The sequence below is a fragment of the Lentzea sp. NPDC006480 genome (genome assembly GCF_040611995.1).
Taxonomy (GTDB): Bacteria; Actinomycetota; Actinomycetes; order Mycobacteriales; family Pseudonocardiaceae; genus Lentzea.
The window spans coordinates 1-22,227 of the sequence record NZ_JBEXPJ010000151.1; the positions used below are offsets into that span (position 1 = coordinate 1).

Annotated in this window: 22 protein-coding genes; 14 read left to right on the top strand and 8 right to left on the bottom strand. The window is 69.0% G+C overall.

The window, feature by feature from the left end; translation table 11 throughout:
- The 4 genes from ABZX92_RS36870 to ABZX92_RS36885 all read right to left on the bottom strand — a co-directional run.
- Positions 1-211: hypothetical protein (locus ABZX92_RS36870; RefSeq protein WP_355570088.1), on the bottom strand; the 211-nt coding region annotated here is incomplete at its 3' end.
- A 98-nt stretch (positions 212-309) separates the two neighbouring features.
- Entirely contained in the window at positions 310-1,707 is a 1,398-nt protein-coding gene (locus tag ABZX92_RS36875) for a gluconate:H+ symporter (protein ID WP_355570089.1), read from the bottom strand.
- Positions 1,704-3,287, bottom strand: coding sequence for a D-aminoacylase (locus ABZX92_RS36880; RefSeq protein ID WP_355570090.1), 1,584 nt, complete (start codon positions 3,285-3,287; stop codon positions 1,704-1,706). The genes ABZX92_RS36875 and ABZX92_RS36880 overlap by 4 nt, the downstream gene beginning before the upstream one ends.
- A 13-nt stretch (positions 3,288-3,300) precedes the next feature.
- A complete protein-coding gene (locus ABZX92_RS36885) occupies positions 3,301-4,581 on the bottom strand; it encodes an amino acid deaminase (RefSeq protein WP_355570091.1) in 1,281 nt (426 codons plus the stop codon).
- 97 nt (positions 4,582-4,678) lie between these two features.
- Between ABZX92_RS36885 and ABZX92_RS36890 the strand changes: the two genes are divergently transcribed.
- The 7 genes from ABZX92_RS36890 to ABZX92_RS36920 all read left to right on the top strand — a co-directional run bounded on the left by ABZX92_RS36890 (position 4,679) and on the right by ABZX92_RS36920 (position 9,165).
- Complete coding sequence (locus ABZX92_RS36890; protein ID WP_355570092.1) at positions 4,679-5,644, top strand: sugar kinase; 966 nt, start codon at positions 4,679-4,681, stop codon at positions 5,642-5,644.
- Complete coding sequence (locus tag ABZX92_RS36895) at positions 5,645-6,394, top strand: IclR family transcriptional regulator (RefSeq protein ID WP_355570093.1); 750 nt, start codon at positions 5,645-5,647, stop codon at positions 6,392-6,394. It begins immediately after the preceding gene.
- A 21-nt stretch (positions 6,395-6,415) separates the two neighbouring features.
- On the top strand, positions 6,416-6,796 hold the full coding sequence (locus ABZX92_RS36900; RefSeq protein WP_355570094.1) for a Rid family detoxifying hydrolase: 381 nt from the start codon (positions 6,416-6,418) through the stop codon (positions 6,794-6,796).
- Positions 6,797-6,880: 84 nt separating this feature from the next.
- Positions 6,881-7,462: a hypothetical protein gene (locus tag ABZX92_RS36905; protein ID WP_355570095.1), complete on the top strand. Its 582-nt coding sequence runs from the start codon at positions 6,881-6,883 to the stop codon at positions 7,460-7,462.
- Positions 7,463-7,724: 262 nt separating this feature from the next.
- The gene (locus ABZX92_RS36910) at positions 7,725-7,868 is read left to right on the top strand and encodes a hypothetical protein (RefSeq protein WP_355570096.1); all 144 of its coding nucleotides are present in this window, start codon (positions 7,725-7,727) and stop codon (positions 7,866-7,868) included.
- Between the two features lie 74 nt (positions 7,869-7,942).
- Positions 7,943-8,533, top strand: a complete 591-nt coding sequence (locus ABZX92_RS36915) for a hypothetical protein (RefSeq protein WP_355570097.1) — start codon at positions 7,943-7,945, stop codon at positions 8,531-8,533.
- A complete protein-coding gene (locus ABZX92_RS36920) occupies positions 8,530-9,165 on the top strand; it encodes a hypothetical protein (protein ID WP_355570098.1) in 636 nt (211 codons plus the stop codon). The genes ABZX92_RS36915 and ABZX92_RS36920 overlap by 4 nt, the downstream gene beginning before the upstream one ends.
- Here ABZX92_RS36920 and ABZX92_RS36925 read toward each other — a convergent pair.
- A complete protein-coding gene (locus ABZX92_RS36925; RefSeq protein WP_355570099.1) occupies positions 9,159-9,500 on the bottom strand; it encodes a DUF1844 domain-containing protein in 342 nt (113 codons plus the stop codon). The genes ABZX92_RS36920 and ABZX92_RS36925 overlap by 7 nt on opposite strands.
- Positions 9,501-9,785: 285 nt before the next feature.
- Between ABZX92_RS36925 and infC the strand changes: the two genes are divergently transcribed.
- The 4 genes from infC (at position 9,786) to ABZX92_RS36945 (ending at position 11,946) form a co-directional block, all read left to right on the top strand.
- Entirely contained in the window at positions 9,786-10,400 is a 615-nt protein-coding gene (gene infC, locus ABZX92_RS36930; RefSeq protein ID WP_355570100.1) for a translation initiation factor IF-3, read from the top strand.
- A gap of 51 nt (positions 10,401-10,451) precedes the next feature.
- On the top strand, positions 10,452-10,646 hold the full coding sequence (gene rpmI / locus ABZX92_RS36935; RefSeq protein ID WP_030481724.1) for a 50S ribosomal protein L35: 195 nt from the start codon (positions 10,452-10,454) through the stop codon (positions 10,644-10,646).
- An 80-nt stretch (positions 10,647-10,726) separates the two neighbouring features.
- Complete coding sequence (gene rplT / locus ABZX92_RS36940) at positions 10,727-11,116, top strand: 50S ribosomal protein L20 (protein ID WP_086663967.1); 390 nt, start codon at positions 10,727-10,729, stop codon at positions 11,114-11,116.
- Positions 11,117-11,187: 71 nt separating this feature from the next.
- Complete coding sequence (locus ABZX92_RS36945; protein ID WP_355570107.1) at positions 11,188-11,946, top strand: RNA methyltransferase; 759 nt, start codon at positions 11,188-11,190, stop codon at positions 11,944-11,946.
- Here ABZX92_RS36945 and ABZX92_RS36950 read toward each other — a convergent pair.
- Positions 11,934-13,085 carry a cytochrome P450 gene (locus ABZX92_RS36950; RefSeq protein WP_355570101.1) on the bottom strand — a complete coding sequence of 384 codons (1,152 nt, stop codon included), beginning with the start codon at positions 13,083-13,085 and terminating at the stop codon, positions 11,934-11,936. The two genes, ABZX92_RS36945 and ABZX92_RS36950, sit on opposite strands and share 13 nt — an antisense overlap.
- 47 nt (positions 13,086-13,132) lie before the next feature.
- Between ABZX92_RS36950 and ABZX92_RS36955 the strand changes: the two genes are divergently transcribed.
- Positions 13,133-14,014: a S41 family peptidase gene (locus ABZX92_RS36955; protein WP_355570102.1), complete on the top strand. Its 882-nt coding sequence runs from the start codon at positions 13,133-13,135 to the stop codon at positions 14,012-14,014.
- Positions 14,015-14,063: 49 nt separating this feature from the next.
- Here ABZX92_RS36955 and ABZX92_RS36960 read toward each other — a convergent pair whose 3' ends face one another.
- Positions 14,064-16,766: a hypothetical protein gene (locus ABZX92_RS36960; RefSeq protein WP_355570103.1), complete on the bottom strand. Its 2,703-nt coding sequence runs from the start codon at positions 16,764-16,766 to the stop codon at positions 14,064-14,066.
- Positions 16,763-18,520 carry an HSP90 family protein gene (locus ABZX92_RS36965; RefSeq protein ID WP_355570104.1) on the bottom strand — a complete coding sequence of 586 codons (1,758 nt, stop codon included), beginning with the start codon at positions 18,518-18,520 and terminating at the stop codon, positions 16,763-16,765. The genes ABZX92_RS36960 and ABZX92_RS36965 overlap by 4 nt, the downstream gene beginning before the upstream one ends.
- A 148-nt stretch (positions 18,521-18,668) precedes the next feature.
- Here ABZX92_RS36965 and pheS point away from each other — a divergent pair, with 148 nt between their 5' ends.
- Entirely contained in the window at positions 18,669-19,736 is a 1,068-nt protein-coding gene (gene pheS, locus ABZX92_RS36970) for a phenylalanine--tRNA ligase subunit alpha (RefSeq protein ID WP_355570105.1), read from the top strand.
- Positions 19,737-19,740: 4 nt separating this feature from the next.
- The coding region (gene pheT, locus ABZX92_RS36975) for a phenylalanine--tRNA ligase subunit beta (protein ID WP_355570106.1) at positions 19,741-22,227 on the top strand (2,487 nt) is incomplete at its 3' end.

The following is a 22,227-nucleotide window of genomic DNA, read 5'->3' on the forward strand; positions in this document are numbered from 1 at the left end:
CTTTGTTTAGCCGAGTTATTTTCCCCTTTTGTTGGTGTTTGTTGTTGTCTTCTGGCCAGAACACCCCGGGGGCCAGGGTGCGCAGGGCATCCTGGCCGACGTCTCCGAGCGTTCGCCCCCAGTGGGTGACGACCGGCAGCCCGGTGCCCCGGACGTCGATCACCACGCTGGAGGTGGCGTCGTGCAGGTGCACGACCTCCGTGTTGTTCATGCGGGCCCCGTCCACATCAAACACAAATGAACAATGCGCCGATCCTGAGACGCGGGGCTCGTGATGTCAAGCGTTCGAACTTGTTGAGTTATGTCTGATTAGACGACCAGGCTGAGCAGCCCGGCGACCACGAAACCGACCACCGAGAGGATGGTCTCCAGCACGGTCCACGACTGCAGCGTCTCCTTCACCGACAGCCCGAAGTACCGCGACACGATCCAGAACCCGCCGTCGTTGACGTGCGAGGCGATGATCGAACCGGACGCGATGGCCATGACGACCAGCGCGAGCTGCGGCTGCGAGTAGTTCAGGTCCGCCAGCACCGGCGCCACGATGCCCGCGGTCGTCACGATCGCGACGGTCGCGGAACCCTGCGCGATCCGGATGACGCAGCTGATCACGTAGGACAACGCGATCACCGGCAGGCCGAGGTCCGAAAGTTCGCCCGCCAGCGTCTTGCCGATGCCCGTCGCGGCGAGCACGGCGCCGAAGAAGCCACCGGCACCGACCACGAGCAGGATCATCGCGACCGGACGCAGCGACGCGCCGGCCATCTCGGCGATCTTGTCCCGCGTCATGCCGCGCCGGAACCCCAGCAGCCAGAACGCGAGCAGCACCGCGATCGTCAACGCCACCGCGGGCGTGCCGAAGAACGTCGCGATCGAGTACGGCCGCGACCCCTTCTGCAGCAGGATCGAGCCGAACGTGCCGGCGAGGATCAGCACCAGTGGCAGGCCGATGATCGACAGCACCAGACCGAGCGACGGCGGTTCGCGGTCACCGTTCTCCGCGCGAGCGGCCTCGGCCGCGACCAGCATCTCCTCCGGCACCGGCACGTTGATGCGCTTGCCGATCCAGTACGAGTACAGGATGCCGCCGACGAACCACGACGGGATCGCCACCGCGAGACCCATGATGATGATCCAGCCGAGCGACACCTTGAGCAGACCGGCCGCCGCCACCGGTCCCGGGTGAGGCGGCATGAACGCGTGCATGACCGAAAGGCCCGCCAGCAACGGCATGCTGAACAGCACGATCGACTTGCCGGACCGCTTCGCCGCCACGTAGACCAGCGGCGCGAGCACGAAGATGCCGATGTCGAAGAAGACCGGCACGCCGAAGATCAGGCCGGCGAGGCCGATCGCGACCGGTGCGCGCTTCTCGCCGAACGCGGTCATCAGCTTGTCCATCAGCACCTGCGCGCCACCGGACGCCTCGAGGATCGCGCCCAGCAACGTGCCGAGCCCGATGATCGCGGTGATGTGGCCGAGGATGCCGCCGAAGCCCTTCTCCAGCAACGAGTCCGAGGCCTTCTGCGCCGACCCGACCAGCGTCTCCGTCGGCACGCCCGCAGCCAGGGCCACGCCGAGCGCGACGACGATCAACGCGATGAACGGCTCGACCTTGAACCTGATGATGAGCAGCAACAGCACCGCGATGCTGACTACCGCGAGGGTGAGCAAGCCCCCTGTTGAGTGTTGCAACCAGTGGATCACGGGCGGCTCCTGAGTGAATGGCCTGGCAATGCGCCGGTGGCGGTTCCGTCGTCGATCACCGTCACCCCGTTGCAGAACACGTACGGGATGCCGGCGGCCTGCTGCCGAGGCTGGTCGAACGTCGCCGTGTCGGCGATCGTCGAAGCGTCGAACAGCACCAGGTCGGCCGCGAAACCCTCGCGGACCAGACCTCGGTCGGTGAGCCGCAAACGCTTGGCAGCTCGGCCGGTGAGGTGCTCGACGCACTCCTCCAGGCTCAGCACGCCCAGTTCACGGACATAGCGCGCGAAGTAGCGGGGGAACGTGCCCCACGCGCGCGGGTGCGGCCGGTCGCCCACGAGCAGGCCGTCGCTGCCGCCCGTGTGCGCCGGATGCTTCATGATCGCCTGCACGTTCTCCTCGTGGCCCACGTGCATGAGGCAGGAGGTACCCAGGCGTTCGTCGACCAACACGTCGAAGTACAGGTCGGCCGGGTTGCGCCCCAGCCGCGCCGCCGACTGCAGCACGCTGGCGCCGACGAGGTGCGCGTTGCGTTCGTCGCGGACACCGTTGATCTCGATGGAGTCCCAGTCGACCGGCACGCCGTGGCAGCCGTCCGAGCCGATCTCCTCGATCTCCTCCCGGATGCGCTCGCGGGTGTCCACATCGGACAACCTCGCCAGCGCCCTGTCCGGTCCGCCTTCCGTCGCCCACGACGGCAGCAGTGCACTCAAATAGGTGGCGCCCGGCAGATACGGGTAGGTGTCGAGGCTGATGTCCGCACCCGCGGCGATCGCGTCGTCCAGCAAAGCCAGCAGTTCGGGCGCGCGGCCCTTGTTCACCGGGAAGTTCATCGTGGCGTGCGCGAGGTGCAGCGGACAGCCGGATCTCTTCGACACGTCCACCATCTCGGCGTACGCCTCCAGTGCGCCCGCGCCGTAGCTGCGGTGGTGCGGGCTGTAGAAGCCGCCGTAGTTGCCGACGACCTCGCACAGTTGCACGAGTTCGGACGTCTCCGCGTACATGCCGGGCGTGTAGGTGAGCCCGGAGGACATGCCGAAAGCGCCCTCCACCAACGACTTCGCCAGCTCGTTCTTCATGACGAGCATCTCGGCGTCGGTCGCCGGCCGGTCTTCCCAGCCCACAGCCAGCATTCGCAGCGTTCCCTGCGGGACGAGGTAAGCCGCGTTCACCGCGATGCCCTGGTCGAGCCGGTCGAGGTACTGGCCGACCGAGCGCCAGTTCCAGTCGAAGCCGGGCGGGTCGTCGTTCCACCCGGCGAGCTGACCGCGCAGCGTGGCGAGCACCTCGTCGTTCACCGGCGCGTACGACAGCCCGTCCTGGCCGAGCACCTCGGTCGTGACACCCTGCGAGACCTTCGCCAGGTGGTCCGGTTCGGCCAGGATCCGCAGATCTGAGTGCGAGTGCATGTCGATGAACCCCGGCGCGAGCACCAGCCCGTCCGCGTCGATCGACCGGGTGCCCGAAAGCCCGTGACCGATCGACGCGATCACACCGTCCTTGATGGACACGTCCGCGCGGTGGGCGGGCGTGCCGGTGCCGTCGGCGATCAGCGGTCCGCGCAGGACGACGTCGTCCATCGGAGCACTCCCCTCAGAAGTAGGTGCGAATCAGGTCGACCACGGTCGTGCCCTCGACGACCGGGATGAGCTGCCACTTGTCGAACACCGTGCAGGGGTGGGAAAGCCCGAGCCCGACCCAGTCGCCGACCCGGACCGTGGCCTCGGCGCCGAGCTGGAGGAACGCGTGCTGGTCGTTCAGCGCGGAGACCCGCGCCTGGGTCAGCGGCGCGACCGCACCATCACGGCGGCGCACCAGCTGCGGCTCCGGCAGACCTTCGTCGAACGACGCGTCGCGCTTGCCGATCGTCAGCAACGCCAGGTCGCGCTGCGGCCGTGACGTCACCTGGGCCCACGCGCGCAAGGCGCTCCGGAACGGCTCCACTCCGTCGATCCGGGAGAACGGCGAGATCCCGCGGTAGAAGCCGTCGTCGTGCGTGATGTACGCACCGCTGCGCAGCACCGGGTTCACCGGAATCGGCCACGGCTGCGTCAACGTCGCCGCCACTTGGTCGAAGTACGCGCTGCCACCGGCGGTGACGATCACCGAGTCCAGCTCGTCGAGCATGCCCGCGTCGGCCATCCGCAGCACCAGCGTCCGCAGGTCGGTCAAGTACCGGTCCACAATGGACTGTGAGGACTCGGAAGCGTCGTGCGCCAACGCGCCTTCATAGCCACTCACGCCCGCCAGTCGCAGTACCGGACTCTGGTCCACCGCACGGGCCACGGCCAAAGCCGTCTCCAGATCGCGCGCACCGGTCCGCCCGCCGGGAGCACCCAGTTCGACCAGCACGTCGACCGGCCGTGACGCCTGCAGCTCCTGCAGCGTCTCGCTCATCAACGCGACGCCGGCCTCGGAGTCGGCCCAGCAGCTGAACTCGAACCGCGGGTCGTGGTCCAGCTCGGCGACCAGCCAGCGCAGCGCCCCCGGATCCAGCAGCTGGTTCGCCAGCAGGATCCGCGAGACCCCGAACGCCCGGTAGACGCGCAGCTGCGACGCGTTGGCCGCGGTGATGCCCCAGACCCCGTGCTCGATCTGCCGCTGGAACAGCTGCGGCGCCATCGTCGTCTTGCCGTGCGGCGCGAGCTGCACGCCGTGGTTGGCACACCACTTGGCCATCGTCGTCAGGTTGTGCGTCAACGCGTCCGCGTCCAGCACGACGAGCGGCCCGACGAACTCGTCGGCGAAGAGGTCCAGTCGCTGGTCCGCGACCTCGCCGATGGTCGACCCGAACGTGCTCGACGGCAGGCCCTTGAACCGCCAGTCGATGCGTTCGGAACGGATCTCCGCGACGGCCGAGAGGTCCATCTCCATCAGATGTTGCATATTTTGCAACTCCCATTGCGCGATGTGATGCTGGAGTGTGTAGCATTCGGTAGCGCCGCCGTCAACGAACACCTCTGGAGCACGCATGCGGTTCGAACACGTCGGCGGTGTCGTGTGTCTCGGCGAGACCATGGTGATGATGGTTCCGGCTGAACCCGGTCCTGTGCATCTGGTGCGCACCTGGCACCGGGCCGTCGGGGGCGCCGAGTCCAACGTCGCCGTCCACCTCACGCGCCTCGGCGTCCGGTCGTCGTGGGTCAGCGCGGTCGGCGACGACTCGTTCGGGCTCGCGGTGCTCGACGCGGTGAGCGGCTTCGGCGTCGACACCTCGCGGGTGCGGATCGACCCCACTCGCCCGACCGGCCTCTACGTCAAGGAGGCCTCGCCGAACGGCAGCCCGGTGCGCTACTACCGGCGCGGCTCGGCGGCGTCGGGCATGGGGCTGGAGATGATCGACCGGCTGGGCCTCGGCGAGGTGAAGCTGGTGCACCTCAGCGGAATCACGCCCGCCTTGTCCGATTCGTGCCTCGCCATGATGCGGGAACTGCTCAGGCGCCCGAGGCACGGGTTCAAGATCTCGTTCGACCTGAACTGGCGGCCCGCGTTGTGGGCCGACCGCGACCCGCGCGTGCTGCGGGAGCTCGCGGACATGGCCGACATCGTGCTCGCGGGCTCCGACGAAGCCGAACTGGTGTGGGGGACGGGTGACCCGGCCAGACTCCGCAAGCTGCTGCCCGGCCCGTCCGCGCTGGTCGTGAAGCAGGGTGCGGAGGGTGCGACGCTGCTGGAAGGCGGTTCGTCGTACTTCGAACCGGCGCTGAAGGTCGAGGTTGTGGAACCGGTCGGCGCGGGCGACGCGTTCGCGGCGGGGTTCCTGGCGGCTACCTTGGCGGGGGAGACGGCGTCGGTCCGGTTGCGCGCGGGCCACCTGCAGGCGGCCGCCGCTTTGCTCACCGCCGAGGACGTCGGAGATCCTTTGCCGGACGACGTGACAGATCCGCTGCTGCACGCCGACCCGCAGACCTGGGCGTCCGCCCGCCTGGAGGAGTAGATGAGCCAGAGCCTCGACCGCGCGCTCACGTTGATGAGCCAGCTCGCGACGGGCCCGAAGACGCTGGACGAGCTGTCCGGCGTGATCGGCGTGCACAAGTCGACGACGCTCCGGTTGTTGCGCACCCTGGAGTCGCACCGGTTCGTGCAGCGCGACGGAGTGCACCACTACCGTCTGGGCACGGCGTTGTTCGACCTCGCCAACCTCGCTCTGGAGGAACGCGACGTGCGCCGCGCCGCCGAGCCCGCGTTGCGCGATCTCAACGCCCGCCTGGGTCACACCGTCCACCTCGCGTCCTACGAGGACGGTGAGGTGATCTACATCGACAAGTACGAGTCACGGCACCAGATGCGCATGTACTCGCGCATCGGCCGCCGCGCGCCGTTGCACTGCACGGCCGTGGCGAAGATCCTGCTCGCCGACCTGCCCGCGCCGGCGTTGCAGAAGATCATGGCGTCGATGGAGTTCCCGCGGCTGACGGCGAACACCATCACCGGCCCGGCCGCGTATCTCGCGGAGCTGGATCGCGTGCGCGCCAACGGGTACGCCGTCGACAACGCCGAGCACGAGGACTTCATCCACTGCATCGGGGCCCCGATCAAGGGTTCGCGTGGTGAGGTGCTCGCGGCCGTGTCGATGTCGGTGCCCAAGGTGCTGCTCGACTTCGACGGGCTGCTGTCCCACCTTCCCGACTTGCTGGCCACTGCAGAAGCCGCGTCCATCGAGTGCGGTTACGTTCCCAGAAGTTGAACACAGTTAAGGGGAAATCCGTTGTCCAAGGTTGAGATCAAGACCGCCGACGCGCCGCAGCCGGTGGCGAAGTTCTCGCAGGGTGTGCGCAAGGGCAACATCCTGCAGGTGGCCGGCCAGGTCGCGTTCGACCCGAAGACCGGTGAGATCGTCGGCACGACCGTTGCCGAGCAGACGCGGCAGACGTTCGCGAACCTGCACGCGGTGCTCGCCGCCGGTGGCGCGTCCATCGACGACGTGGTGATGATCCGCGTCTACCTCACCGACACCGCGCACTTCGCGGAACTGAACGAGGTCTACGGCGAGTTCGTGACCGAGCCGGCGCCGGCCCGCACGACCGTCTACGTAGGACTCCCGGCCGGTCTGCTGGTCGAGATCGACGCGCTGGCCGTCGTCGACTGATCCGTCCTCCGGACCGTCTGGGCGCTTCGACTCGCGCACCCAGATCGGCAGGTGCTTTGCTGGGGCACGCCTCCGTCCGGGGGCGTGCCCCTTCCCGTTCCCGGAGGCACGCGGTTGATCTCGGAGAAGGCCAACTTCCGGATGCGGGCCGCGCTGCACGCGATCAGGCCCGGTGAGGTGACCCTGCCGGATGCTCTGGCCGCCGCTGCCGAGCACGGCGACAGCCTGGAGATCCCGCGTCAGGACGAGCTGGCCGACTTGTTCGCCATCTCGTTGGCCTACGCGCGGGCCTGCCTGAGGGCAGTTGATCGCCCGGCCACGGCGCTGTTCGCGATCTCCGAGCCGTACGACGACGTCATTCCGGTGAGCTCGCACGTCACCTTGTTCACCGACGCGCCGGTCATGGCCGGGTTCGAGGACGACGACCAGCCGTTGATGTTGCTGAGCACCGGGAAGACCGGCTTCCGGTACGCCTCGAACGACGAGCAGGCGAAAGTCATGGCCGACACCGCCGAGGCCCTGAAACGTCAAGGCCACAGCGAAGAAGACGCTGTGGCCTTGGTCAACGAGTTCTGGGCGGAACCGAGTCGCCGGTGGGCGTTGCTGTACGGCGACTGGATCGGTCAGCAGACGGGCGAGCACTGGGCCCGCCTGCTGAGCCAGTAGCTACGCCGGCGCCCACCTCGCCGTCCTTCCGCCCGGTGGCGGTCCAGACGAACTTGTTGATCTCGCCTTCCGGCGTGAAACTCGTACACGCGGCCGCCGGGACCGGTGCGCCCGCAGTCCCAGGCTCGTGTCGGCGTGCCGCACGATGATCGGTGCGGCGGTCTGGCACCGCAGCGCCGGATCGGCCGAGGCGGGTGCCGCGGACCGCCACTTGACCGCGGACTCGCCCAGCGGGTGCTGGTAGAGCGCGACCTCGTCGATCGTGCCGTTGATCTGGCCGAAGTTCAGCCTGCTGTCAGGGGAGCGGGTCGACATTTTCGATCCCGCCGACATCGGCTCGGCCGGGTCCCCCGAGGAGCAGCGTGCCTGGGTCATGAAGTTCTACGTCCTCGACGAAAAGCGCTGACGGAGCAGGCGGCCCGGTGCACGGTCCACCTGCTCTCTTCGGTCGCAGATCCTTTCCATGGCAACATCCCGCGTATGAAGTGGTACGCGGACAGACCTGCCAGGCTCACGCGTCAGCTGATCGCCGACCTCCTCGCCGTGGCGTGGGTGGCCATCTGGATCTGGGTGGCCACCACCGCCCACGACTGGGTCCTCGAACTGAGAGCCCCCGGCGACGGCCTGGTCAACGCGGGCGGCGACATCCGCGACGTCTTCACCAACGCGGCCGGCAAGGCGCGCGGCATTCCGCTGGTCGGCGACGACCTGTCCGGGGCGCTCGGCAACGGCACCAAGGCCGGCGAGACGTTGATCGGGGTCGGCAACACGCAGATCGGGGTGGTGCAGGACACCGCGTTCTGGCTTCAGGTGGCCCTCATCACGATCCCTGTCCTGTTCCTGTTGATCACGTGGCTGCCGGTCCGCGTCAGGTACGCGCTGAAAGCCGCCAACACCGCCAAGCTCAGGAACAAGCCCGATCTGCTCGCCCTGAGAGCGCTTACCAGCCTGAAACCGCGAGAGCTCGCCAAGTTCGACGGCGACCCCGCGGTGGCGTGGCGGACAGGCGACCTCGACGTCATCGAGGAGCTGGCCAAACGTCAGCTCGCGGCGCTGGGGGTGCGGGCATGATCGCGCTCGCGGTGATCGCCGCCGTCGTGGCGATGTGCGCCGTGGCCATCTCGTTGTGGCAGGCGCGAGAGGCCAGGAACGCCCAGGACGCGGCCAAGCAGGCGTACGACGAGGCGCAGGCGGCGCGCAGAGCCGTCGAGCAGGCCACGACGAGTGCGCTGCAGGCCAAGACCGCGCTGGACGAGGCCAAGAAGGCGGCGAACCAGGCTCAGGAGGCGGCCGAGCAGGCCCAGGAAGCCGCCGAGGCGTCCCGGATGCTCGCGGACGAGGCCCAGCTCACCGCCCAGCAGGCAACGCAGCAGGTGAACGAGCTGACCGAGAGCCTCAACGCCGAACGCATGCGCCGGGGCATGCCGACGTTCGCCATCACGCCCGGCGCGCCCGACGAGTTCCGGCTCAGCTACTTCGGCGGGCCCGCGGTCATCGAGGAGCTGACGGTCTCCGTGGTGCCGGGCAGCCGGGTGCTGGGCCTGTCGCAGTACGACGAACCGCCGGCCGAGCACCTCGCGCTCGGCCCGCTGCACAACGGCAGCGCCATCACCTTCAGGGCGGCGACCGGGCAGCGGGCGAGCGCGGTGTTCCAGATCAGGGCCGAGCCGTGGGAACCCGTCGTGGTGCGAGCGGATCAGTAGACGGGACCGGTGTACTTCTCGCCGGGACCCTGGCCGGGCTCGTCGGGCACGACCGAGGCCTCGCGGAACGCCCGCTGCACCGACTGCAGACCGTCCTTCAGCGGCGCGGCGTGCGGGCCGAGGTACTCGCCGGACGCGGTGATCAGGCCGGCCAGGGCGGTGATCAGGCGGCGCGCCTCGTCCAGGTCGCGGCGCGGCGAGTTGTCCGGGTCCGGGTCGGCCAGGCCGAGGCGTTCGGCGGCGGCGGACAGCAGCATCACGGCCGCCCGGCTGATCACCTCGATGCTGGGGACATCACCCAGGTCGCGGACACTGTCTTCAAGCGGATCGGTCACCCCGACATTCAAGCAAGCCGACGTCACACGGCCGCGATTCGGGGGTTGACAACCGCGTCTGCTAGTATTTCTGACGCGACCAGCTCTCGTTAGTGCGAGAGCGGCAAGTGGAGCCCCGCTCCCACCCGCGATCACCGCTTCTTGAGGTGGCCGGGTCCGGTCATCCTGGCAGTCAGGGCGCACGGGCGTCCGAGCAGGCAGGTTTGTGATCGGTCGGAAGCGGGCCCTGTCGTCATCGACGACGGGGCTCTTGTTTTTGGCGCAAACGAGTCTTAAAGGACGTGAATGACAAGTCCCTCGAACCGAGGTGCTCCTGTGAGCACCGAGCCGCGCATCAACGACCGCATCCGCGTGCCTGAGGTCCGACTGGTCGGGCCGAACGGCGAGCAGGTCGGGATCGTTCGCATCGAGGACGCGCTCCGACTCGCGCAGGAAGCGGATCTGGACCTCGTCGAGGTCGCCGCGCAGGCTCGACCGCCGGTCTGCAAGCTCATGGACTACGGCAAGTTCAAGTACGAGACGGCGCAGAAGGCTCGCGAGTCTCGTCGGAACCAGCAGCTGACTGTGATCAAGGAGCAGAAGCTCCGGCCGAAGATCGACCCGCACGACTACCAGACGAAGAAGGGCCACGTGGCCCGCTTCCTCTCGCACGGGAACAAGGTCAAGGTGACCATCATGTTCCGCGGTCGAGAGCAGTCGCGCCCCGAGCTCGGCTACCGGTTGCTGCAGAAGTTGGCGGAGGACGTCGCGGAGCTCGGCTTCGTGGAGTCCAACCCGAAGCAGGACGGCCGCAACATGATCATGGTGTTGGCGCCGCACAAGAACATCAAGCCGCGTTCGGCGAAGCAGGACCAGGACGACGCCGTCGAGGGTGACGACGTCGCCGAAGCCGCCGAGTAGGACGCATTGCCCCGCCCCCGACCCGGTGGGTAGCACGAGACGAGGACGGAAATGCCGAAGAACAAGACGCACAGCGGGACCTCGAAGCGTTTCAAGGTCACGGGCAGCGGCAAGATCCTCCGGGAGAAGGCCGGCAAGCGCCACATCCTGGAGAAGAAGTCCAGCAAGGTGACGCGTCGCATGAGCGGCACCGCGGTTGTGTCGGAGCACGACGCGCCGCGCATCAAGAAGCTGCTCGGTCTCTGACCCGCTTCGTATCCCCTAGCTAATTTCGGGGGCACAGGGCCCCGACCCCTGGCCCCCCATGAGATCGACAGGATGGACCCGTGGCACGCGTCAAGCGGGCTGTGAACGCCCAGAAGAAGCGCCGTACCACCCTTGAGCTCGCCAGCGGTTACCGCGGCCAGCGCTCGAGGTTGTACCGCAAGGCCAAGGAGCAGGTGCTCCACTCGCTCAACTACGCGTACCGCGACCGGCGTGCGCGCAAGGGCGACTTCCGCAAGCTGTGGATCCAGCGGATCAACGCCGCTGCCCGCGCGAACGGCATGACCTACAACCGTCTCATCCAGGGCCTGCGCCTTGGTGGCGTCGAGGTCGACCGCAAGATCCTCGCGGACCTCGCCGTGCACGACGCCAACGCCTTCTCGGCTCTCGTCGAGATCGCCCGCGGCGCTCTGCCCGCCGACGTGAACGCTCCGGCCGGGGACCAGGCCTGAGCCAGTACGGACAACGACCCGAGGCAGCTCCGTTCACCGAACGGACGCCTCGGGTCGTTGCTGCGCGCCACCTGACCCGCCGTCAGGGCCGGGACAAGGCCGGTCGCTTCCTCGTCGAGGGGGCCCAGGCCGTACGTGAAGCGCTCGCCTGGAAAAACGGCGTGGTGCACGAGCTCTTCGTCACGCAGACGGCAGCGGACCGCAACCCCGAGCTGCTCCAGGCCGCGCAGGACCACGGCATCCGGATCAGTGAGGTCACCGACAAGGCCGCCGAGTCGCTGTCGGAAACCGTGACGCCCCAAGGCATCATCGCGGTCGTCGACGCCGTCCCGCAGCCACTCGAAAACGCCCTGCAAGGCACCCCGAAGCTCGTTGCGGTTCTCTACGGCGTCTCGGACCCCGGCAACGCGGGCACCGTCACGCGCGTGGCGGACGCGGCCGGAGCCGACGCGGTGATCTTCGCGGGCGACACGGTCGACCCGCACAACGGCAAGTGCGTGCGCGCCTCCACCGGCTCGCTCTTCCACCTGCCGATCGCGCGTTCCCGGGACGCCGCAGAGGTTTTCGCCGCGTGCCGCGCAGCGGGCCTCAGGCTCGTCGCCGCCGACGGCTATGCCGAGGACGACCTCGTCGAGGCCTCGGTGAAGGGCGACCTGAAGCAGCCCACCGCGTGGGTGTTCGGCAGCGAGGCCCACGGCCTGCCGGATGACGTCCTCGCGAGCCTCGACACCTCGCTGAAGGTGCCGCTGTACGGGGCCGCCGAAAGCCTCAACCTCGCGACGGCCGCCGCGGTCTGCCTCTACGCCTCGGCGCGCGATCAGCGCAGCTGAACAGGAAGTGACTCGATGCCCCGGGTCATCTTCCCGCCGCTCCACTGTGGACTGAAGCCGGGCGCGAACCGGTAGTCCGGCATCAGCTCCAGCACCTCCTCGGCGACGATCCGCATCTCCAGCAACGCGAGATGCTCGCCCACGCACCGGTGCACGCCGTACCCGAACGCCAGGTGCGGATTCCGGTCGCGCTCACAGCTGAACTCCGTCGGCCGGGCAAAAACCGCCGGGTCGTGGTTCGCCGCGTTGAGCACCGCCAGCACCCGCCGCCCGTCCGGCACCCTGGTCCGCGCGATCCCCACCACCGGCGCCTCGATCCGCAGGCACTCGTCGACCATCCGCGGGATCAACGACGGCGACGCGAGCACCCGCTCGCGCAACCCGTCCGCGGAAGCCAGGAACCAGAGCATCGCGCTGAGCCCGTGCACGGTCGTCTCGTGCCCGGCGATGATCAGGAACACGAACATCCCGATCTGCTCCTCGGACGACAACGGCCGCCCGTCCACCGTCCCGTCCGCGATCGCCAGTGCCACCGTGTCCGCCCCGGCCGCTCGCTGCCGGTCCAGCTGTGCGGCGATGTAGCTCTTGAACTCCGTCAGTGCCAGGTCACCGTCCTCCCGCTGCCCGGTGCGCGCGGCCAGGAACAGCCTGTCCACCCACCCGAGGAACAGCGTTCCGTCCTCGGGAGGCATGCCCAGGATCAACGCGATCGCGGCCGGCGGCAGGTAGTGCGCGAGCGCCGGCACCAGGTCGAAGGACCCGGCCGCGAGCAGCTCCTTGATCCGGTGCCGCACCAACGTCCGCAACGTGTCGTCGTACTGCGCCACGGCCGCACGCGTGAAGTGCCGCTGCAGGATCTTGCGGTACATCGTGTGCAGCGGCGGGTCGAAGTCGATGGGAGGCTTCCCGGTCATCGTCAGCCGCGGGATCGCGATGCCGTCGACAGAGCTGTACGTCGAGTGATCTCCCAGGATCTGCTTGATCGTGTCGTAGGTGAGTGCCGCCGTGAACCCACCGTGCGCGGTGGAGTCGATGACAGGGCACCGGGAACGCAGGCTCGCCAGCACCTCGTTCAACGGGTTGGCGAGCGACGGGTCGATGTGGTCGAACTCCCAGTCGGGGTACACACCAGCAAGCACGCCGAAAATCCCCTCGCGGTTCGCAGTGCGTCTCGTATCGTGTGCCGGTGCGCGAACCAGAGATCGAACTCCTGTGCTCCCAGCTCGCTTCCTACTACGTCTTCCCGGACACGGCCGCCGAGATCGCCACCGTCCTGCGCACCCGGCTGGCCGAGGGCGCCTACGCGGACGCGACGGACGACGAGGAGTTCGCGGCCCGCGTCACGAAGGACCTGCAGTCGGTCAACGGCGACAAGCACCTGCGCCTGCTCTACAGCGAGGCCGAGGTCCCGGACAACGGTGAGCAGTTCGCCTTTGACATGGTCGCGTACCAGAAGGAAGCGGAGCAGGACGCGTTCGGCATCACCAAGATCGAGCGTCTTGAGGGCAACATCGGCCTGCTCAAGCTCCGCATGCTGCACGACGCCGAGATCGCCACGCCCGCCGTCACCGCGGCCATGAACCTCATCGCCCACACCGACGCGCTGATCATCGACCTGCGCGACAACGTCGGCGGCGACCCGAACACGGTGGCGCTGATCTGCAGCTACCTGTTCGACGAGCGCTTCCACCTCAACGACATCTACGACCGCCCCCAGGACAAGACCGAGCAGTACTGGACGCTGCCGCACGTGCCGGGCCCGAAGTTCGGCGGCAAGAAGCCGATCTACGTCCTGACCAGCAGCCGAACGTTCTCCGCCGCCGAGGAACTGAGCTACAACCTCCAGCAGACCAAGCGCGCCACCCTCATCGGGGAGACCACCAGGGGAGGCGCCCACCCGGGCAGCCGCTACCGGGTCGGCCCGCACCTCAAGTCGGCGGTCCCGAACGGCCGCTCGATCAACCCGATCTCCGGCACCAACTGGGAAGCCGTCGGCGTGGTCCCGCACATCGCGGTGCCGGCGGACGAGGCTTTCGAGGTCGCCTACGAGAAGGCACTGAAAGCGTGATGAAGGGAGCGTTCACAAACCTCACGTTCATGAACGCTCCCTTCATCAATCAGTCGAGCCGGGCGGTCAGCTCACGCACGAGCGGATCGGTGCCGGAGGGCTTGTTCTGGCGCTGCAACGCCTCCGAGAGCACGGAGAGGACGTTGGCGACCTGGTTGTCGTCGGGCAGCAGCGATGCCGCCCGGCGCGCCTCGGCCTCCGCGCCCTCGGCGTCGTCGGCACCCAGCAGCACATGCGCTGAACGCAGCACGATGAACACCCGCCAGCCCTCGTCGCCCAACGAGACCACCATCGCCTCGGCGTCGCGGTAGTTCTTCATCGCCAGCGCGAACTCCCCGGCCTGCCCGTGCACCCACGCGCGGATCGCCGTGATCTCCGCCTGCCGCCGCGTCACCTCGGTCGGATCGTCCAGCGACGAGAGCAGTGACTCGGCCTCGTCCACGGCCGCGCGCGTCTCGTGGACGTCCTCGTCCGGCAACGCCGACGCCAGCTCGATCAGCGAGCCGATCGCCTCCGAGATGTCGCCCTCCTGCTGCCACAACCCGGCGGCCGCGCGCCACGACGCGATGGCCTCCTCGTGCTTGTGCGCGCGGACCTGCACCGAGGCGAGCGCGTCCAGCAGGAACGCCCGCCGGCCGACCTCCTCGGGAGGCAGCAGCGACGACGCCTCGCGCAGATTCCGTTCGGCGGCAGGGAGTTCGCCCAGCTTGCGGCACACCTGCCCGAGCCGGAACACCACCTGCAGCCGCAGGTCGTCCTGGCCGTCCTGAAGCAGCCGCAGCGACTCCTCCAGCACCTCGGCCGCCTCGACGAACCGGTCCATCTGCACGTAGCCGCCGCTCAACGCGAAGCAGAAGTGCGCGGTGTGGCCGGGGGAGAGGTGCGTGCGCGAGATCGCCACGGCGTCCCGGAGGTCGGACAGGCAGGCCGCTTCCTGGTCCAGCTCCTGGATCGACGCCACCTGGTACCAGCGCGCCTCGGCGGCTTCTGGCAGCGGGAACGCCGACACGAACGCCCGCGCCGTCGCCATCGCGTCGTCGACCCGGCGCAGCAAGGTCTCCAGCCGCAGCTGCAACCGGAAGCCCTCGAACCGCGCGCTCACCGGCAACGAGCCCGCCATGGCGGCCAAGATGTCCGTGTAGGCACCTTCGAGATCCTGTTGCCGCGCACGGTGTTCGGCGGCTTCGACCAACACCCGCCCACGCAGCTCCGGAACGTCCAAAGAGGATGCCAGGGCGAGCATCTCCGCGGCTGCCTCGTGCGCGTGCGCATCGTCGAGCAGCTCGGCCAGCGTCAACGCCGCGACCGACCGGGTGAAGTCGGACTCGGCCTCGGCCAGGCACCGCTCGGCGATCTCCTGCCCGCCCTCCACGCCGATCGCCATCCGCGCCCGGTACCGCAGCGCGAGATCGTGCGGCAGCGCGGAGAGCAGCGCGTCGAACTCGTCCGGGGAGAACGGCACCAGCCCCGTCGTCATCCGCCGGATCCCGGCGTGCGCGGCGAGATCGGGCGGCAGCAACGAGTCCATGTCCGCGGGCAGCGAGTCGAGCATCCGCCGCGCCTTCACGAAGTCGCCCTGGTCGTACAGCGTCACCATGGCCTCGGCGATCTCCACGGGATCACCGAACACGACCGGCTCCTCGGCGACGGCGACCACCGGCGCGGACGGAACCGCCAGCGGCACAGCGGGGTAGTCGGCGTGCTCCAACGCCTCCGTCACCCGCGTGACCCACGCCGAGGTCCCGTTCCGCGCGTCGAAGGCCTTGGCCAGCTCCACAGCACGCGTGGAAAGCCGCGACAGCAGCTCGGCAGCCGTCAACGTCCCGACAGAAGGCACCTCGAACTCGGTGTCAGCGGGAAGACGTTGCAGCAGAACGGAGGCCGACTGCGCGAACGACATCTCGTCCGCGGGCAGCTGCACCGCGGTCACCTTGTGCAGCGACCGCCGCAGGATCTCCTCGCCGCGCGCGATGTTCCCGGTCAGCGCGCAGAACCGGATGTGCTCGTGCACGTACGACGTGATGTCGTCTTCCTTGATCAACCGGTATGCGGTCGTGTGCGCGTGCGCGGCCCGTTCGACCTCGCCGATCTCCAGCAACGGCCACAGCAGCGCGGTCAGGATCCCCTGGGGCTGCGTGGAACAGCCGGTCTCACCCGACAGCCCTTCCCAGCCGTGCGCGGCGGCTTCGGAGAACCGGCCGAGTCGTGCCAGCATCCAGACCTGCTCCTCGACCACACACGCCGCGCAGTCCGCCATCGGCCCGCGTTCGGTCGCCAGGTACTTCCCGAGGTGCTCGGCGAGACCGGCCATGTCGCCGACGTGGTAGGCGTGTTCGGCACGCGCCCCGTGCACCGGCTGCACCGAGTACCCGCGCTGCCCGTACCGGTCCGCGAGCTGCCCGATCACCGACTGCATCTGCTCCAGCGAGAACCGCGGGTCACGCCGCAGCCCGCTGCCGATCCACTTGTGCGCCCAGTCCAGCCGGTGCCGCTCGTTGTCGTCGAACGCTTCCGGGTCCTTCTCCTGCGCCGTCAACGCCCAGGCGAACGGCGCGAGCATCAGGTCGTAGCGCGAGAGGTAGTAGGCCGAGTCGAGCAACGCGATCCGGCACGACACCCCGAGCGGCGTGTGACCCAGCGCGTCGGACATGCGCGCGGCCCGTTCCAGCGCCTCGTGCTTCGGCATGCCCGTGGGCATGTGGTACGCCTCGATGAACGCTTTTTCGGCGTCCTCGTTGGTGAAGTCGTTCATCGTCCCCCCACAGCGCGGTCCAGAAGTTCCAGGAACGAGCGGTTGAGCGCCGCCGTGTCCTTCGGTCGCATCGCCCGCCGCGCCTGCAGGACGGCGTGCACGTACAGAGATTCCAGAGTCAGCTCGACGAGTGCCGGGTCGGTGAGCCGCGCCAGCCGCTGCACGAGCGGGTTGCGGCAGTTGAGCACCAGCTGCTCCGCCCGCGCCGACCCCGAGTCCGCGGTGAGCTGGCCCAGCAGCTCCGCCCACAACGGGTCCGAGACCTCCTCGGCGGTCTGCTCGGTGTCGAGCTTGCGCTGCTGCTCGGCGTTGCTGATCAGCAAGGCGGGCAACGAGACCGGGTCGAAGTCGCGGATCACCGCGTCGCAGTCGTGCCGGTCCAGCGCCGCCGCGCCCTCGGACAGCCGCAGCCGCAACGCCGTCTCGATGTCCGGCTCCGGGTCGGCCAGCGCCGCCAGCAGCTCGGTTGGCGCCACCCGACGAGCGATGGACGGACCGTCCAACGCGCTCAGCCGGTTCAGCAGCTCCAGGTCGTAGGCATAACCGGCGTTCACCAGCCCCAGCCCCTGGGCGGCCGCGACCGGCGCCAGCTGGTGGAACTCGTCGACGTCCGGGATGTAGAGGATCGCGCCGTGCTTGCGCCGGAACTGCCGCAGCGGCACCGGGCCGTCCGTCGTCTCGAACGGCAGCCAGCGCTCGACCAGCCGCAGCATCTCGTCGTCGGACCGCGCCAGCGACTTGATCCCGAGGTGGTGTGCGGCCAGCAGCTCACCGGCGCGGCGCGGTTCGATCGCGTCCAGCCTGATCAGCCAGTCGCGGATCTGCTCGCCGAGCTCCTCCCGCACCGCCAGCAGCGTCTCGTCCTGGTACAGCGACTCGCGCGACGCCGTCGGCCGGATCGCGGACGCGTCGACCACGCACCGCACGAAGTACGCCCAGTCCGGCAGCAGGCCTTCGACGTTGTCACCGACCAGCATCCGCTTCAGGTAGACCCGGTGCGTCTGCCGCGTTCCGGGATGCACGCCCTCGGGCAGCACGAACGCGACGCCGGTCAGCCCAGCGGCCTCGACCTCGATCGGGATCGCCTCGAACGGCGTGAACCCGAAGACCTGCTCGCAGTAGGCCGACAGGTCCGCGTCCTCGTCATCCCACGGCCGCTCGCCGCGCGTGACCGTCTCGCCGTCCAGCGTCACCACGGCCGGGAGCAGATCGCCGTAGTCCTTGACCAACGGCCGCACGACGTCCGCTTCGAGCCAGTGCTCGTTGCCGCGCGAAGCAGCCAGCACGACCGTCGTACCGATCGGCACACCGTCCGCGGTGTCCATTTCGGACACTGTGTAGTTGCCGCTGGAATCCGCTTCCCAGCGCACCCCCGCACCACCGCGAGCGGACCGGGTGATGACCGTCACTGAAGACGCGACGAGAAAGCACGACAGCATGCCGACGCCGAACTGGCCGAGGAACCCTTCACGGGCAAACCCCAGCTCATCGCGCTTCGAGGTGCGGCCGAGCGTCGAGAGCAGCTCGTGCACCTCGTCCTCGGTGAGCCCCACGCCGGTGTCGGTGATCCGCAGCTCCGGGCCGCAGGTGATCGTCACCTCGGCGGGACACGACGGGTCGAGCTCACGCCGTGCCGTGATCGCGTCGACGGCGTTCTGCAGCAGTTCCCGCACGTAGACGCGAGGGGAGCTGTAGAGGTGGTGGCTGAGCAGGTCGATGATGCCGCGCAGGTCGACGCGGAAAGTGTGCGACATGATGCCGCCCATCCTAGGGATCCGCGAGGGGCCGGTGCCGCCCTTTAATGGAACGTCCGGGAGCGGTCAAGAGCGCACCCACTAGGATCGGTCTGTTGAGTACCTGATGTCCGCGGGTGGAATTAAGACTGGGAGCTGTTGTCCAACCATGTCCGGAGCCAACGACCCGTACGACCCCAAGGAGGTCGCGGCGCTGTCGGCCGAGAACCTCGACGCGGCCGTGCAGAAGGCGCGCGAGGCGTTCGCTGGAGCTGCCGACCTCGAGGCGCTCGCCTCGGTCAAGCCCGGCCACCTCGGTGACCGGTCGCCCGTGCTGCTGGCTCGCCGCGAGATCGGTGCGCTGCCTCCCAAGGCGAAGGCCGAGGCCGGCAAGCGGGTGAACGAGGCGCAGTCCGCGATCAAGACCGCGTTCGACGAGCGCCACGCCGTGCTCCAGGTCGAACGCGACGAGCGGGTGCTGCGCGAGGAGTCCGTCGACGTCACGCTGCCCTGGGACCGCTTCCCCCGCGGCGCGCGCCACCCGATCACCACCCTCGCCGAGCGCATCGGCGACGTCTTCGTGGCCATGGGCTACGAGATCGCCGAGGGGCCCGAGCTCGAGACCGAGTGGTTCAACTTCGACGCGCTGAACTTCGGCAAGGACCACCCGGCCCGCTCGATGCAGGACACGTTCTACATCGCCCCCGCCGACTCCGCGCTCGTCCTGCGCACGCACACCTCGCCGGTGCAGGCCCGCACGCTGCTCGATCGCGAGCTGCCGGTGTACGTGGTGTGCCCCGGCCGCACGTTCCGCACCGACGAGCTCGACGCGACGCACACCCCGGTGTTCCACCAGGTCGAGGGCCTCGCGGTCGACAAGGGCCTGACCATGGGCCACCTCAAGGGCACGTTGGACGCGTTCGCGCGCGCCATGTTCGGCGAGGACTCGAAGACCCGTCTGCGCCCGAGCTTCTTCCCCTTCACCGAGCCGTCGGCCGAGGTCGACGTGTGGTTCCCGGAGAAGAAGGGCGGCGCCGGCTGGGTCGAGTGGGGTGGCTGCGGCATGGTCAACCCCAACGTCCTGCGCGCCACCGGCGTCGACCCGGACGTCTACTCCGGTTTCGCGTTCGGCATGGGCCTCGAGCGCACCCTGCAGTTCCGCAACGGTCTTCCCGACATGCGCGACATGGTCGAGGGCGACGTCCGCTTCACCCAGCCATTCGGAACGGAGGCCTGATCCGGTGCGCATCCCGGTCAGCTGGCTGGTCGAACACCTCGGTTTCGACGAAGTCCCCACACCCGACGAGCTCGCCGACGCGTTCACCCGCATCGGCATCGAGGTCGAGGAGGTGAGCCCGCTCGGTCCCGTGACCGGCCCGATCGTCGCCGGTCGCGTCGTCGCCATCGAGGAGCTCACCGAGTTCAAGAAGCCGATCCGCTACTGCCAGGTCGAGGTCGGCCCCGAGCAGGTGAACAACATCATCTGCGGCGCCACGAACTTCGTCGAGGGCGACTCGGTCGTCGTCGCGCTGCCCGGCGCCGTGCTGCCGGGTGGCTTCGAGATCGCCGAGCGCAAGACGTACGGCCGCGTGTCGCAGGGCATGATCTGCGCCTCCGACGAGCTCGGCATCGGCGACGACCACTCCGGCATCCTCGTGCTGCCCACCGGCACCTCGCAGCCGGGCGACGACGCGCTGGAGCTGCTCGGTCTCACCGACACGGTCATCGAGCTCGCGCCGACCCCGGACCGCGGCTACGCGTTCTCGGTCCGCGGCCTCGCCCGTGAGATCGCGTGCGCGCTGGACGTGCCGTTCGGCGATCCCGGTGTCGTCGAGATCCCCGAGGCCGAGGGCGAGGTGTGGCCGGTCCACATCGAGGACCGCACCGGCTGCTCCCGTTTCGTGGCCCGTCGCGTCACCGGTGTCGACCCGACCGCGCCGACGCCGTGGTGGATGCGCCGCCGGCTGATGCTCGCGGGCATGCGCTCGATCTCGCTGCCGGTCGACATCACGAACTACGTGATGCTCGAACTCGGCCAGCCGCTGCACGCGTTCGACGCCGCCTCGATCCAGGGTGCGCTGAAGGTCCGGCGCGCGGTCGCGGGCGAGAAGCTGACGACGCTGGACGACTCGGTGCGCGCTCTCGACCCCGACGACATCGTGATCGCGGACGACTCCGGCGTGATCTCGCTGGCCGGTGTCATGGGTGGCGCTTCGACGGAGGTCCAGGACTCGTCCTCGGACATCCTGCTGGAGGCTGCGAACTGGGACCCGGCGTCCATCGCGCGCACGGTTCGCCGGCACAAGCTGCCGTCCGAGGCCGCGAAGCGCTTCGAGCGCACGGTCGACCCGGCGCTGGCACCGGTGGCGCTGGAGCGGGCGGCCAAGCTGCTCAACCACTACGCCGAGGGCCAGATCAAGCCGGGCCGCACCGACGTCGGTGTGCCGACCCTGCCCGAGCCCGTGTCGATGCCGATCGACCTGCCGGACCGCGTCGCGGGTGTGCGTTATGCCCGTGGTGTCACGGCTCGCCGTCTCGGCCAGATCGGCTGCCAGGTCTCCGTGACCACGTCGGACGACGGCCAGACGATCGTCACGGCCGTGCCGCCGACGTGGCGTGCCGACCTCGTGCAGCCCGCCGACCTGGTCGAGGAGGTGCTGCGGCTGGAGGGCTACGACACGATTCCCTCGACGCTGCCGCCCGCTCCGGCCGGTCGTGGCCTGACCGAGCAGCAGCGCCGCCGCCGCACGGTGTGGCGCACGCTGGCCGAGGACGGTTTCATCGAGGTCAAGCCGTTCCCGTTCATCGACCCGTCGGTGTTCGACGCGTTCGGTCTGTCGGCGGACGACGTCCGCCGCAACACCGTCGGCGTGCTGAACCCGTTGGAGGCGGACAAGAACGTCCTCGCGACGACGCTGCTGCCGGGTCTGCTGGAGACGTTGCAGCGCAACCTGGCCCGTGGCGCCAAGGACGTCGCCCTGTACAACATCGCGCAGGTGACTTTGCCGCGCGCGCAACAGGTTCCGGTGCCGGCGCTGGGTGTCGACCGCCGCCCGACCGAGGCCGAGGTGGCCTCGCTGCTGGCCGCACTGCCGCAGCAGCCGCTGCACGTCGCGGGTGTGCTCACGGGCCACCGCGAGCTGGCCGGCTGGTGGGGCAAGGGCCGCATGGCCACCTGGTCCGACGCGGTCGAGGCCGCTCGCCGGGTCGGTCAGGCGTACGGCGTGCAGTTGCGCGTCGTGGCGTCGGACCTGCTGCCGTGGCACCCCGGCCGTTGTGCGGAGCTGCGCGTCGGCGACTGGCCCGTCGGCCACGCCGGTGAGCTGCACCCGAAGGTGGTCGAGGCGCTGGGCCTGCCCAAGCGCACGGTGGCGTTCGAGCTCGACCTGGACGCGCTGCCGCTGGAGGACCACCGCCCGGCCCCGATGGTGTCGCCGTACCCGCCGGTGCTGCTGGACGTGGCTCTGGTCGTGGACGCGTCGACGCCGGTGCAGTCGGTGTCCGAGGTGCTCGGTTCCTCGGCCGGCGACCTGCTGGAGGACATCCGCCTGTTCGACGTCTACACGGGTGAGCAGGTGGGCGAGGGCAAGAAGTCGCTCGCGTACTCCCTGCGGTTCCGTGCGCCGGACCGCACCCTGACGGTCGAGGAGGCGACACCCTTGACGGTCTTGAACTTCTTGACCGTCTCCTCGGCGACACCGGGGAACGTGCACTCCTCCCAGGTGATC